The 13,126-nt window shown below is 37.8% G+C and carries 13 protein-coding genes; 7 read left to right on the plus strand and 6 right to left on the minus strand.

Annotation, left to right across the window (positions count from 1 at the left end):
- Positions 1 to 74: 74 nt before the first annotated feature.
- Positions 75 to 1,028: a toprim domain-containing protein gene (locus tag QZ379_RS00005; RefSeq protein WP_291556623.1), complete on the minus strand. Its 954-nt coding sequence runs from the start codon at positions 1,026 to 1,028 to the stop codon at positions 75 to 77.
- A 45-nt stretch (positions 1,029 to 1,073) separates the two neighbouring features.
- Here QZ379_RS00005 and QZ379_RS00010 point away from each other — a divergent pair, with 45 nt between their 5' ends.
- Positions 1,074 to 1,886, plus strand: a complete 813-nt coding sequence (locus QZ379_RS00010; RefSeq protein ID WP_291556626.1) for a Fic family protein — start codon at positions 1,074 to 1,076, stop codon at positions 1,884 to 1,886.
- A 108-nt stretch (positions 1,887 to 1,994) separates the two neighbouring features.
- Here QZ379_RS00010 and QZ379_RS00015 read toward each other — a convergent pair whose 3' ends face one another.
- Positions 1,995 to 2,333 (minus strand): DUF4405 domain-containing protein, encoded by a 339-nt coding sequence (locus tag QZ379_RS00015; protein ID WP_291556629.1) that lies wholly within the window; start codon positions 2,331 to 2,333, stop codon positions 1,995 to 1,997.
- Positions 2,334 to 2,886: 553 nt separating this feature from the next.
- Between QZ379_RS00015 and QZ379_RS00025 the strand changes: the two genes are divergently transcribed.
- A complete protein-coding gene (locus QZ379_RS00025) occupies positions 2,887 to 4,023 on the plus strand; it encodes an IS630 family transposase (RefSeq protein ID WP_291556632.1) in 1,137 nt (378 codons plus the stop codon).
- A 3-nt stretch (positions 4,024 to 4,026) separates the two neighbouring features.
- On the opposite strand, the gene QZ379_RS00030 is transcribed toward QZ379_RS00025, so the two are convergent.
- On the minus strand, positions 4,027 to 4,275 hold the full coding sequence (locus tag QZ379_RS00030; protein ID WP_291556635.1) for a cyclic nucleotide-binding domain-containing protein: 249 nt from the start codon (positions 4,273 to 4,275) through the stop codon (positions 4,027 to 4,029).
- 494 nt (positions 4,276 to 4,769) lie between these two features.
- On the opposite strand from QZ379_RS00030, the gene QZ379_RS00035 reads away from it, so the two are divergent.
- Complete coding sequence (locus QZ379_RS00035; RefSeq protein WP_291556639.1) at positions 4,770 to 5,552, plus strand: 4Fe-4S binding protein; 783 nt, start codon at positions 4,770 to 4,772, stop codon at positions 5,550 to 5,552.
- Between the two features lie 163 nt (positions 5,553 to 5,715).
- Here the strand turns inward: QZ379_RS00035 and rpsO are convergent, their stop codons facing one another.
- On the minus strand, positions 5,716 to 5,985 hold the full coding sequence (gene rpsO, locus QZ379_RS00040; protein WP_291556641.1) for a 30S ribosomal protein S15: 270 nt from the start codon (positions 5,983 to 5,985) through the stop codon (positions 5,716 to 5,718).
- Positions 5,986 to 6,276: 291 nt separating this feature from the next.
- Here rpsO and typA point away from each other — a divergent pair, with 291 nt between their 5' ends.
- The 4 genes from typA to QZ379_RS00060 all read left to right on the plus strand — a co-directional run bounded on the left by typA (position 6,277) and on the right by QZ379_RS00060 (position 11,194).
- Positions 6,277 to 8,079 (plus strand): translational GTPase TypA, encoded by a 1,803-nt coding sequence (gene typA, locus QZ379_RS00045; protein ID WP_291556644.1) that lies wholly within the window; start codon positions 6,277 to 6,279, stop codon positions 8,077 to 8,079.
- 137 nt (positions 8,080 to 8,216) lie between these two features.
- Positions 8,217 to 9,257 (plus strand): NAD-dependent epimerase/dehydratase family protein, encoded by a 1,041-nt coding sequence (locus QZ379_RS00050; protein WP_291556647.1) that lies wholly within the window; start codon positions 8,217 to 8,219, stop codon positions 9,255 to 9,257.
- A gap of 41 nt (positions 9,258 to 9,298) precedes the next feature.
- Positions 9,299 to 10,231, plus strand: coding sequence for a Stealth CR1 domain-containing protein (locus QZ379_RS00055; RefSeq protein WP_291556649.1), 933 nt, complete (start codon positions 9,299 to 9,301; stop codon positions 10,229 to 10,231).
- 30 nt (positions 10,232 to 10,261) lie between these two features.
- Positions 10,262 to 11,194, plus strand: coding sequence for a Stealth CR1 domain-containing protein (locus tag QZ379_RS00060; RefSeq protein ID WP_291556652.1), 933 nt, complete (start codon positions 10,262 to 10,264; stop codon positions 11,192 to 11,194).
- Positions 11,195 to 11,197: 3 nt separating this feature from the next.
- Here QZ379_RS00060 and QZ379_RS00065 read toward each other — a convergent pair whose 3' ends face one another.
- Both QZ379_RS00065 and QZ379_RS00070 read right to left on the minus strand, forming a co-directional pair.
- Positions 11,198 to 12,028, minus strand: a complete 831-nt coding sequence (locus QZ379_RS00065; protein ID WP_291556655.1) for a glycosyltransferase family 92 protein — start codon at positions 12,026 to 12,028, stop codon at positions 11,198 to 11,200.
- A 69-nt stretch (positions 12,029 to 12,097) separates the two neighbouring features.
- Positions 12,098 to 13,090: a stealth family protein gene (locus QZ379_RS00070; RefSeq protein ID WP_291556659.1), complete on the minus strand. Its 993-nt coding sequence runs from the start codon at positions 13,088 to 13,090 to the stop codon at positions 12,098 to 12,100.
- Positions 13,091 to 13,126 lie beyond the last annotated feature (36 nt).

The following is a 13,126-nucleotide window of genomic DNA, read 5'->3' on the forward strand; positions in this document are numbered from 1 at the left end:
GGTCATTAGGGTAAAACCCTAATCCCCTCGGGAGAGCCCACAACTACGTAAGCGAAGCGTGTAGTTATAGTGGGCTATAACCGAAAGCCTCCCGGTTTATTGGGCGGTGTCTTCATTCTGATGGATTGGGCCTGTTTCTTTGTCTCTGCCCGTTTTTGCAGGTATTCGTTCAAATCCTTGCATCCGCTGTATATGTGTGAAGCGTCACGTATATGTCTGGTATTGTCATACTCCTTTCTGATTTGCTGCAGGGCTTCCATTCCTGCACGGTCATTGTCAAGGAAACAGTGGATGCGTTCATAGCTGCCCAGCGGATAGAGAGCCTTGGAAACATTGGCTACAGAGTTCAGGACCATGTAGTCCTGTCTGTCGAAATCGGGGGATTGCGGACAGCTTTCAAGCCTTAGTGTCAGAAAGGAAAGGTAGTCCATGAACCCCTCAAAAACGTAACATGCTTTTCTCGGCTCTCCCGATTGTCTGATATGTGATATTTCCTTAGGTGCGATGCAGCCCTTGAAATATCGGTTGCGGATTTCATATCCGCCCGATATGTTCGGAAAGGCAATGGCGAAATACCGTTTACCGTTGTTGGTGAAGTGTGCCTCACGGCATTCTCTTTTCGCCAGTGCCGTATTTATTCCCCTTTCCTGCAGGTAAGAGAGCAGGGCAGGAGAAGACAGCTGTACGATGTCAAGCTGCTGGAAACTCGGCTCGGTGGCAGACTGCCTGTGAAAAGAGAAAGATACGGGACGGACATGCGGTGTCTGTTCCTCTATGCGTTTCAGGATATACGGAACACTCTCCGTTGCGTAGAGGTGTGCCGCCAGTGCGATGATGTTGCCGCCCTTTCCCAGACCGAAGTCGAACCATTGTTCACGTTCGGTGTTTACCTTGAACGAAGGCTCGTTCTCTTTCCTGAACGGGGATTTGTACCAGAGGTTTACCCTCTGCTGCTTTACTGGGGAATACCCCAGACTGCGCAGATAGTCTGCGATTCTTATCTTTTTTTCTTTGGCTACAAAAGACAAATGCAGTAACTTTGAAAATATATATGTCTATTTAAATAAGAATCAATGGAACAAGGTGTTTGGCAGGAAATTGAACGATTATATCAAAAGTTTCAGCAACTTAATATAAGTGAAGCAGTGGACTATGAGAAGTACTACCTCTACTCTCTTATTACGCATTCTACAGCAATTGAGGGTTCAACACTCACAGAGGCAGAAGCCGCAATGCTTTTTGATGAAGGTTTGACGGCTAAAGGAAAACCTTTGATATATCATTTGATGAATGAAGATTTAAGAAAGGCATATGAGCTTGCCCAAAAGGAAGCTAAAAGCAAAGAGCCAATCACATCGTCATTTTTACAAAAGTTAAATGATATGCTGATGCGTACAACAGACAGCACCTATAATGTCATGGGCGGAACATTTGATTCTTCCAAAGGAGAATTTCGTTTGTGTAGTGTTACAGCCGGTGTCGGTGGTTGTTCTTATATGGGTTATCAGAAAGTTCCCGGCAAAGTAGAAGAGCTCTGCACAGTTTTGCAGGAAAAACAAAAGGGTGTGAAAACATTTCGTGAACAATACGAATTAAGTTTCAATGCCCACCTTAACTTAGTCACTATACATCCATGGGTAGACGGAAATGGAAGAACTGCACGCTTGTTAATGAATTATATTCAGTTTTCTTATAACCTTCTTCCAACAAAGATATTTAATGAAGACAGAGAAGAATATATTTCTGCATTACGACAATCACAAGAAGAAGAAGAAACTAATCAGCCTTTTTTGGATTTTATGGCTGCTCAGTTGAAGAAATCACTCTCATTAGAAATTGAACGATTCAATAATTCGCGGAAGAAAGGGTCTAATTTTATGTTTTAAGACACTAATACTTGAAGTTTACTATTTTTTATTTAAGGACTTACAAAGAGCTGGCAACCTCTTTAGAATGTGTCCAACAGCTATGACAGTCGTCGTTATACCTATTTTCTAATGCCATAGCCCGAGTGGAGAGTTTGCTCCGCTTACACTAAATAACATAATACCTGTAACAGACAGCATCAAAAACACGAAGGACAGAACAACTGTAACCTTACTTCTTCTACCTATTCCATTTTTTATGATTACTTTATACCATCCGCTGTGTACTGCCACGTGGAATATTATAGCAACAAGGAATAATAAGCTCCCAAAGACATGAAACACTGCCCAATTATGCCAAACTTCGTGACTGCTCCCATGTCCGGCTATATGCAGAGCAAATCCTGAAATGGCAGACACAATGGATACAACAATTAAAATCCAGTCAATTACAAAAATTCTTTTCATACATTTCTAATTTTATTATGTTGCAAAGTTCACTACTTTATTGGAGACGGACGATAACAATTGTAAAGAAACGAAGCTTAACGGCGATTTCTGATACGGGATAGAGAAACGGGAGTAATACCAAGATAGGAAGCTATATAATGTTGAGGCACCCGTTGGATTATATTAGGGAACTCTTTCAACAGTTCCTCGTATCTCTGTTGTGGCGTATTCTTGATACGGGACAGGAATAGGTATTGATAGAAACTGAATCGCTCTATGATTTTCTTTTCATATAGTATTCTCAAAGAAGTATTACTTTCTATTTCCTGGAAAAAATCTTCTTTCTTTATAGACAGTATTTCTGAAGGCTCAATACTTTCCAGTGAAAACAGACTAGTAGTCTGTAAAGTCTAAAAGTTTAGTAAAAAGGCAATGTTTTCCCACCAAAATTGCTTTGTAATGATTTAATAGATATTTATAACTCAATCTGCTGATTATCAAGCGTTTAGCTTGTATATATCGTATATTTTTAGTATCTTTATAGTTGAAAATCAAAGAGTTATATTCGACTATGCCAAAACAAAAATACACGATAATACTCTCTGAAAGTGAAGAGAAAACACTCAAGTCTATAATTTCAAAAGGAGTATATCCTGTGCGGACAATAAAACGTGCTCAGATATTGCTAAAATTAAACAACACTGCTGTAAACGAGTGCAAGACAACAGAGTTGGCTAATTTGTTTAGTCTATCAGAAACTACCATAAATAGAATAAAAAAGGCATATCTGAAAAAAGGCATAGATTGCATATTTCGTAAGAATCGCAAAACTCCACCTGTTGAAAGCAAAGTAACAGGTGAGGTTGAGGCACATCTAATAGCTCTCGCTTGTCACAATCCTCCTGCTGGTTATAGTAAATGGACATTGAGATTATTATCAGAAAGAATGGTACAAATGAATTATATTGATAGCATCAGTCACACAACGATTGGAAAAATTCTTAAACAAAACTCTCTTAAACCACATTTGGTTGAGGAGTGGTGCATTCCTAAAAATCAAAGTGCAGATTTTGTAGCGTGCATGGAAGATGTACTGGACGTATATAGTCGTCCTTATGACGAGCATTATCCAGTTGTATGCATGGATGAAAAACCACTTCAATTATTAGGAGAAGTTCGCAAGGGACGACGCAAAAGCAATGGTACGTTGATACAAGACAGCGAATATGTTCGTAATGGAACTTGTAGTATATTTTTGTTCACCGAACCACTTGCAGGCTATCGTCATGCCATTGCATTGGAACGTCGAACAAAACTGGATTGGGCAAAGCTAATGAAATGGCTTGCAGATGAAGTGTACCCACATGCTAAGAAGATAATCATGGTATGCGACAATCTGAACACACATACCAAAAGTTCCTTCTATGAGGCATTTCAACCAGCTGAAGCCTTAAGGTTGGCAAAGCGATTTGAATTTCATTATACACCAAAGCATGGAAGTTGGCTTAATATTGCAGAAATAGAGCTGTCAGCTTTGTCTAAGCAATGCCTTGGTAAACGCAGAATTGACAATCTCGAAGAACTCAATTCAGAGTTGAAACAGTGGCATACGGATAGAAATAAAAAGCAAAAAGGAGTAGATTGGCAGTTTACGTCTGAAGATGCAAGGGGTAAGTTGAAACACTTGTATCCTTTACTAAACTTTTAGACTTTACAGACTACTAGGTTTGCCATTGTAAAGACTGTCAAATGAAGCAACAAAATCACCTTCGAAGAAAAACTGGAAGGTTATATCCTTTCCTTCATCATTAAAAAACAATCTCATACATCCTTTACGGATAAGGTATATTCTATTAGCAATCTTACCTTCTTCCAATAACACTGTTTTAGTTGGAATGGATAAGAATTCGGCTTTTCTTATATTAAAAAGCATATTGTATGACGGCTGTTCATTTACCATACTTAAAACTATAAAAATGGGATTTGAAGTTCTGTCCTGTACAAGCAAATTATTTTTGAATGAATACAAACACAAAAGGAACAGTTAGTATAACTACAGTCAACAATAGTTCCAATATAATATCGGGGTTATAAATTATGTCCATAACTCATTGAATAAGATTGATATGCAAAGATAATATTTATAATTTGAATCCTCTGTCTTTCATTGCTTCAGTTGTTGTTATTTTACTCCGTATCTAAGCATATTCGTGCCCAACTTTAGAATTCCCCAATATTAGCGTACCATATTGTTACCTCACTTTGTATAACCCACACTCAGTATCTACCATTAAGTTTTCTATATTTCAGCAATTGATATAAATCCCCGTATCATATTATCATTATTAAGTTCGTTATTCTTTTTTGTATAAACACATTAAAAAAATGTGCGATTTTGTATCTATTGACACATATTTGCTTACATTTGTGTAATAAACTCCCAAAAACACATTTATGAACAATATAATAAAGTCGGTAAATCTGATTTATTATTCACCTACAGGCACATCAAGAAAAATTGCACGTGCCATTGGTGACGGATTAAAGGTAAATGACCTTACCGAATCGGACATAACTTTCAAGAACAACGAAATCAACGTTTTTCAAGAAAACTCACTGACAGTATTCGTTGCTCCTGTCTATGGCGGACGCATTCCACCTCAGTTCTTCGAACGTCTGGGAGAAATAAATGGGAATAGTGCTATGTGCGTAGTAGTTGTGGTATATGGAAACAGACACTACGATGATGCCCTGCTTGAACTTAAGAACGAAGTCTTAAAAAGAGGGTTCCGGCCTATAGCGGCAGCTACGTTCATAGGCGAACACAGTTTCAGCAGAAAAAATATGCCTGTTGCCGCAGGAAGACCTGACCATTATGACATTGGTATGGCCGAACATTTCGGGAAAGAGGTTATAGACAAAATAAACACTGTTGCCAATCCGGGAGAGCTGTATGTTCAAGGAAATTTTCCATACAAAGAGATAAAACCTAAACAGCCAGTTGCGCCACAAAGCACAGACGCATGCTGCTCATGCGGGCTATGTATTCCGGCATGTCCTACTCATGCAATATATATGGACGATGAAAACAATATAATTACAGATACCGATACCTGTACACTGTGCTGTGCCTGCGTAAAAATATGTCCTAATGGAGCAAGAATATTCGATACTCCATTTACAAAATTTCTGTATGAAAATTTCAGCGAAAGAAAAAATCCTGAATTCTACTTCTGACAAACCCGAAATAACCAATTTTAAAACGCTTCGTCATTTGATTCAAAACGCTTCGTCGTTTTGACTTAAACGACGAAGCGTTTTTTTCGGATATAGAAAACGGGCCGTACCCACATTGTGAATACGGCCCGTTTTGCTTGAATTTCCGTGCAGCAAGTAATAATTACTTACGCAAGCCAAGCTCTTTAACGATAGCACGATATCTTGTGATGTCGCGATCCTTAAGGTAGTTAAGTAAAGCACGACGCTTACCTACCAAAGTTGTAAGAGCTCTTTCAGTACTATAATCTTTTCTGTTGAGCTTCATGTGCTCAGTCAGGCGAGAAATACGGTATGAAAACAATGCTATCTGCGATTCAGCTGATCCAGTATCAGTGTTAGACTTTCCGTACTTTTCAAAGATTTCTTGTTTTTTAGCTGCGTCTAAATACATAATTTTGACTGTTTTTAAAATGTATAAATTTGATTTGTGGGCGCAAAGATACTAAGAATCTTTATATTAGACAAAACAAAAGGTACTTTTTTTTCTGATTTTCAAACAAAAATGTACGTTTATATCCGCATTATATACATAATCAACGCAATCCTCCTACAAATTTCTCCAATGAAACAATATATCATACGAAATGAACTACACTTCTAAAAAAAATAAAAACCGCCACTCTTTATAACCGTATTTCACTGAAAAATAGTAAATTTGCAGTCAAATATATAGGTATATAGTATGCAAGACATTAGAAACATTGCCATCATTGCCCACGTTGACCATGGTAAGACAACACTGGTGGACAAGATGATGCTGGCGGGACACCTGTTCCGCGGAGACCAGACAAACGGTGAGTTGGTATTGGATAACAACGATTTGGAACGTGAAAGAGGTATAACTATCCTCTCGAAAAACGTATCAATCAATTACAAGGGTACTAAAATCAACATCATAGACACTCCGGGACACGCCGATTTCGGAGGTGAAGTAGAACGTGTATTGAACATGGCAGACGGTTGTATCCTGCTTGTGGACGCATTCGAAGGCCCTATGCCACAGACACGTTTCGTACTGCAGAAAGCCCTACAGATAGGACTGAAACCAATAGTTGTAGTAAACAAGGTGGATAAGCCAAACTGCCGTCCTGAGGAAGTACACGAAATGGTATTCGACTTGATGTTCAGTCTTAATGCGACTGAAGACCAGCTCGATTTCCCTGTAATTTACGGTTCTGCAAAGAACAACTGGATGGGTGAAGACTGGAAAACTCCGACAGACAGTATCACTCCACTGCTGGATGCCATCATCAAATACATCCCTGCACCGGAATTCCTTGAAGGTACTCCTCAGATGCTTATCACATCATTGGACTATTCTTCATACACCGGACGTATCGCAGTGGGACGCGTACACAGAGGTACACTGAAAGAAGGTATGAACATCACTCTTGCAAAACGCGATGGTTCATTGGTAAAATCAAAGATAAAGGAAGTACATACTTTCGAAGGTCTTGGACGCAAGAAAGTTGAATCAGTTTCATCCGGTGACATCTGCGCCATAGTAGGTGTAGAAGGTTTCGAAATCGGTGATACTATATGCGATTTCGAAAATCCGGAACCACTTGCTCCTATCGCAATCGACGAGCCGACAATGAGTATGCTCTTCACTATCAACGACTCTCCTTTCTTCGGAAAGGAAGGTAAGTTCGTTACATCACGCCACATTCACGACCGTCTGATGAAGGAGCTTGACAAGAACCTTGCTCTCCGTGTGAGAAAAACCGAAAACGAAGATGGTAAATGGATTGTTTCAGGACGTGGTGTATTGCACCTGTCAGTACTTATCGAAACAATGCGCCGCGAAGGTTACGAGCTTCAGGTAGGCCAGCCACAGGTTATCTTCAAGGAGATAGACGGAGTGAAATGCGAACCTATCGAGGAACTTACAATCAGCGTGCCGGAAGAGTTTTCAAGCAAGATGATTGATATGGTAACTCGCCGCAAGGGTGAACTTACATCAATGGAAACTCAGGGCGACCGTGTAAACATTGAATTCAACATGCCATCACGCGGTATAATCGGTCTGCGTACAAATGTGCTTACAGCATCGCAGGGAGAAGCTATCATGGCACACCGCTTCAAGGAATATCAGCCATACAAGGGTGAAATAGACCGCCGCACAAACGGTTCTATGATTGCCATGGAATCAGGTACAACATTTGCCTACGCTATCGACAAGCTTCAGGACAGAGGTAAGTTCTTTATCTATCCTCAGGACGAAGTTTACGCAGGACAGGTGGTAGGTGAACACGTACACGAAAATGACCTGGTAATCAACGTAACAAAATCAAAGAAACTTACCAACATGCGTGCATCAGGTTCGGACGACAAGGCACGAATCATTCCTCCGGTGATATTCTCACTTGAAGAAGCTTTGGAGTATATCAAGGAAGACGAATACGTGGAAGTTACCCCTAAGAGTATGCGTATGCGTAAGATAATTCTTGATGAGACTGAGCGCAAGCGTGCTAACAAAAACTGATAAACAATAAATATAAACATATTCCATTGGACTATCATGTGGTTCAATGGAATTGTTTATTAAATACCCTTAGAATTCATATATAGAAAACAATCATATCTCTGTCCATAATTAAGGACTACAAATATAAAGCAATTATGAAAATATTGATTACAGGAGCTGCAGGCTTCATTGGTTCGAAATTAATGTACCAATTAGCAGAAAGAGGTGAAACAGTAATAGGTATTGATGAAATAAACAATTATTATGATGTACGTATGAAGTTTGCCAGATTAAAGGAATGTGGAATATCTGTACCCAATGACTTTTACGTTTATAATGAAAAAGTGCAAAGTTCCTTATTCAATAATTGCTCATTTATAAAAATGTCGATAGACGACAAAGCTTCAATAGACAAATTGTTTGAAACAGAGAAATTCGACAAGGTAATGAATCTTGCAGCACAAGCCGGAGTGAGATATTCAATTACCAACCCATATGCATATCTTAACAGCAATATAACAGGATTTCTGAATATACTTGAGGCATGCAGAAATTATGATGTGAAACATCTTATTTTCGCTTCATCAAGTTCTGTTTACGGTTTAAATTCAAAAACTCCATACTCGGAAGACGACAAAGTGGACAACCCGGTAAGTCTATATGCGGCAAGCAAGAAATCGAACGAACTTATGGCACATGCCTATAGTAAGCTTTATGGTTTTGCAGTAACCGGATTAAGATATTTCACTGTTTATGGTCCTTGGGGACGACCGGACATGGCTCCTATGCTATTTGCCAAGGCTATCAGCCAAAACGAGCCTATCAAAATATTCAACAACGGAAACCTGAGCAGGGATTTTACATATATCGACGACATCGTTGAAGGTACAATACGAGTAATAGATTCAATGCCAAAAGCAGAAGAATGCGAAAACGGTGTGGCATACAAGATATACAACATAGGCTGTTCGGAACCTGTCAAACTGATGGATTTCATAAAAGAAATGGAACAGGCATTAGGAAAAGAAGCAATAAAGGAATATCTCCCTATGCAGAAGGGAGATGTATTCCAGACATATGCTGATACCACAAAACTTGAGCAAGAAACAGGATATAAACCGCAAATAAGCCTGCACGAAGGTATCACGAGATTTATCGAATGGTATAAGTCAGACCGTAACCCTTTAAAAGAATAAAAAACAATCATACTGAAAACTTATCAAAAAATTAAATAAAGATGGATATTGATCTGGTATATCTGTGGGTTGACGGTAACGACCCTAAATGGCAAATTAAACGTGATACATATATAGGGAAACCAATAGAAAAGTCCGGAATAAATTGCAAAGGACGCTATGCCAATAATGACGAGCTGAAATACAGTTTACGTTCAATAGAAGCATACGCCCCATGGATAAATAAAATATTTATAGTTACCGATAATCAAATCCCAGACTGGCTGGATACATCAAACCCTAAAGTCAGAATTGTAGACCATACAGAAATACTTCCTCCAGAGAGTCTGCCATGCTTTAATTCAAGTGTACTGGAACATTTCATATGCAAAATACCAAGCTTATCAGAACATTTCTTATATGCAAACGATGATATGTTTATAAACAAGCCTGTTCTTCCAACTACATTTTACGCAGAAGACGGATTACCAATCATCCGTACAACATACAGCAGATTAAGAGACTGGTTTCTATTATTCAAAAAGAGATTTTTTGGTGTACCCTTAAAAAACTATGTCCAAAAGATACGTAATTCGGCTTTATTGGTTAAAAAGAGATATGGAACATATTATAATGTAAAACCACATCACAACATCGACGCATATCTAAAAAGTGATTGCCTACGTGTTGAAGAAATGTTTAAAGACGAATTGTGGAAAACGTTCTCAAATCACATGCGTAATTCAATGGATTATCAACGCAGCCTATACACTTTTGTAGCTTTGGCAGAAAAACGATGTCATCAAATTTCAATTACACAGAAAACTTCTTTCAGATTTCATATACAAAAAATAAAGCACTATAATAAATTAAAGAAATATAATCCTACATTTTTCTGCATGAATGACTCTGAATATGCAAATGATGAAGACAGAAAAAGGGTGAAAGAGTTTCTGAATAAACGTTTTCCTCAAAAATCACAATTTGAGAAATAAAATACATATAACCTATAAAATAACACATTAATGGAAATAGATTTAGTATATCTATGGGTTGATGGTAACGACCCTGTGTGGCAAGCAAAACGGAACGCTATTATTGGCAAAACGGAAGAAAGTTCGTCTGTAAACTGTAAAGGTAGATACGCAAACAATGATGAATTAAAATACAGCCTCCGCTCAATAGATTTATATGCTCCATGGATACATAAAATATATATTGTAACGGATAATCAGATACCAGATTGGCTGGATACATCTAATTCTAAAATAAGAATAGTAGACCATAAAGAAATAATGCCGGAAATAAGTTTACCTTGTTTCTGTTCTACTGTCATAGAACACTTTATATACAAAATACCCGGGCTTTCAGAACACTTCATTTATGCAAATGATGATATGTATATCAACAAGCCTGTTACCGAAGAAACATTCTTTGCCAAGGACGGACTTCCTATAATTCGTTTCAACCGCAGGCTATTCAGAAAACTGACATTGCTTCTAAAAGAAAAAGTATTAAAAAGGCGACTTAGCAATTATGTCATAAATATAAAAAATGCAGCAGAACTTGTCAAAAAGAAATATGGCATATACTATAACGGTAAAAGTCATCACAATATAGATGCCTACCTGAAAAGTCAATGCGAACACGTAGTTCAAGTTTTTAAGGATGAAATAGAAGCTACATATCCTAACCACATGCGCTGCGCAAGCAATATACAAAGAAATATTTATTCATATGTAGCGCTGGCAGAAAAAAAAGCGCACTTGAATTATGTCACACAAAAGACTTCATTCAGACTCCATATCCATAAAGAAAACCATTATGAGAAGATGAAAAAATGTAACCCTACTTTCTTCTGCATGAATGATTCAGAATATGCAACAGACAATGACAGACTAAGGGCAAAAGCGTTTTTAGAAAAACGCTTCCCTGAAAAGTCGCAATTTGAAAAATAACCCTTAGTCATCTTTGATATCATTCAAATCATAACGGTTAAAATATTGCATTGTTATAAATCTGGTTTTTCCTGCAGCTCTTCCACGAGATTGTTTTTCAACAAACTCTTCATACGATCTTACAGCATAATGGTTTATGCGTATCACGTCCTGCTGCGGTTCACGTTCCCAGAAGTTTTGTTTGATAAGATTGCCATGAGAATCAGCTGCATAACCAGATATTCTGGCTACCTCATGGCAACCTATCATAGAGAATACTCTACGAGGATTTACAATACTCTTAACGTGTCTATTCAAAAAATGTCCGGGCAATGAATGATATTTGAACCTCTCCATCATAGTTCCCGGTTGTTTTGTTTTTGCTCCACCACTTCCATAAATCAACCAGTTGACTTCTACGGCAGGAAAGCTTTCAAATCTATTCAGGAACTCAGGTATTGTTTTATCTTTTATAGGAACAATAAATTCATCCAAATCAATAAATGCAATCCAACGAGTATCAAAACGATGCTTTTCAAGACAATCATCATAAGCAGCCAGCTGTTTTTTAAAGCCAGGGGAAAAAGTATATTCCACCAATCCTGATTCTATATATGGCGCAAGAACTTCTTTTATGCAATCCGTACTATCATTATCATAGACATAGAACTTATCTACACCCATTTTATGATGCCACTCAATCCATTCTTTAAAATACGGTCCTTCATTCCTAGCTATTGCACAAACTGCCAGATAGTATTTCGGTTGAGTATTGTTATGCTTCAATTCGTACATGAGTTTAACGGCATTAAACAATCCAAAACGCAAAATACCACGCCATCTGTTACGTGTCATTTTATGGGGTATCACACCAGCTATAATTTCTGCAAGCACTTTATTCATATCAATATAGCCAAATAAAGATTACAATTCAAAAGTTGATTTTTCCGGAAGTATAGTATCAAAAGCTTTCTGTAAGTTTTCCATAACCTGCGAATAATTACGTATATGTACATTATCATTCAGGCATATCAGTTTATACGATTGATTATATATAGCTTTTACCGCCTGTTTTGGTTTTATCATAAGCGGAAACATCTTTGTGTCACTATAAGTATTGTAAGGTTCAAAGTTTCCCTTACAGATTTGCCATGTACGGAATAATTCCGGAGTATAATCAGTAAATGACCTGAATTTGTTTCTTGAAGCCTCAGTCAGTTCTTTCTCAACAACAGACCATACCTCTTCAAAAGTGCTCTTCAAATACGGCTGAGCATTATGAGGAGTACGCAGAGGAATGAATTTGTTATATGGTTTAAGTATATAGTTCCAGCGTGCTTTTGAACCGTAACTTCTATCGAACCATTTATCATGATCTCTAACCATTATCTCTTTCTTATCAAAATAACGGTTTATAATACCTATGCTATTTTGAAGTGTCTTATACCACTGCGACCAAGAAGGATTATACTTAAAAGCAGCAATATCACATGGCAATCCATTCTTGAAAAATCGTTCTGCACCTATTTTGTCTATAATATAGAAGTCATCATTAAAATAAACAAAATGCTCTGACAGTCCGGGTATCTTATGTAAATAATACTCTATCACTACTGAATTGAAAGTAGGCAGAAACTGCTCCGGAATATAATCTTTATGGCTTACAAGATTAATCTTCGGATTGCTCACATCAAGCCATTCAGGACACTGTCCGCTTGTTACGAAATGTATCTTTCGTACCCATGGAGCAAACTTTTCCACTCCACGGAACCAATATTTCAAAAAACCGTAATCACGAAAACGCGCTTCGGATACTCCATTTTTTATATTATTTCCATTACCTGAATACTTTCTAAACTCTGCTTGCCATTTAGGGTCGTTCATGTCAACCCATGTGATTACAAAATCAATATCCATACTATTAGAATTTAAACTTATACAAACCTGTTCACT

This window comes from Bacteroides sp. (assembly GCF_019417265.1).
GTDB lineage: Bacteria > Bacteroidota > Bacteroidia > Bacteroidales > Bacteroidaceae > Phocaeicola.

What these genes read in the sequence shown, in the direction of transcription:
- QZ379_RS00010 (WP_291556626.1), top strand. Translation starts at nt 1,074, where the DNA reads ATGGAACAAGGTGTTTGGCAGGAAATTGAACGATTATATCAAAAGTTT.
- QZ379_RS00015 (WP_291556629.1), bottom strand. Translation starts at nt 2,333, where the DNA reads ATGAAAAGAATTTTTGTAATTGACTGGATTTTAATTGTTGTATCCATT.
- QZ379_RS00025 (WP_291556632.1), top strand. Translation starts at nt 2,887, where the DNA reads ATGCCAAAACAAAAATACACGATAATACTCTCTGAAAGTGAAGAGAAA.
- QZ379_RS00030 (WP_291556635.1), bottom strand. Translation starts at nt 4,275, where the DNA reads ATGGTAAATGAACAGCCGTCATACAATATGCTTTTTAATATAAGAAAA.
- QZ379_RS00035 (WP_291556639.1), top strand. Translation starts at nt 4,770, where the DNA reads ATGAACAATATAATAAAGTCGGTAAATCTGATTTATTATTCACCTACA.
- rpsO (WP_291556641.1), bottom strand. Translation starts at nt 5,985, where the DNA reads ATGTATTTAGACGCAGCTAAAAAACAAGAAATCTTTGAAAAGTACGGA.
- typA (WP_291556644.1), top strand. Translation starts at nt 6,277, where the DNA reads ATGCAAGACATTAGAAACATTGCCATCATTGCCCACGTTGACCATGGT.
- QZ379_RS00050 (WP_291556647.1), top strand. Translation starts at nt 8,217, where the DNA reads ATGAAAATATTGATTACAGGAGCTGCAGGCTTCATTGGTTCGAAATTA.
- QZ379_RS00055 (WP_291556649.1), top strand. Translation starts at nt 9,299, where the DNA reads ATGGATATTGATCTGGTATATCTGTGGGTTGACGGTAACGACCCTAAA.
- QZ379_RS00060 (WP_291556652.1), top strand. Translation starts at nt 10,262, where the DNA reads ATGGAAATAGATTTAGTATATCTATGGGTTGATGGTAACGACCCTGTG.
- QZ379_RS00065 (WP_291556655.1), bottom strand. Translation starts at nt 12,028, where the DNA reads ATGACACGTAACAGATGGCGTGGTATTTTGCGTTTTGGATTGTTTAAT.
- QZ379_RS00070 (WP_291556659.1), bottom strand. Translation starts at nt 13,090, where the DNA reads ATGGATATTGATTTTGTAATCACATGGGTTGACATGAACGACCCTAAA.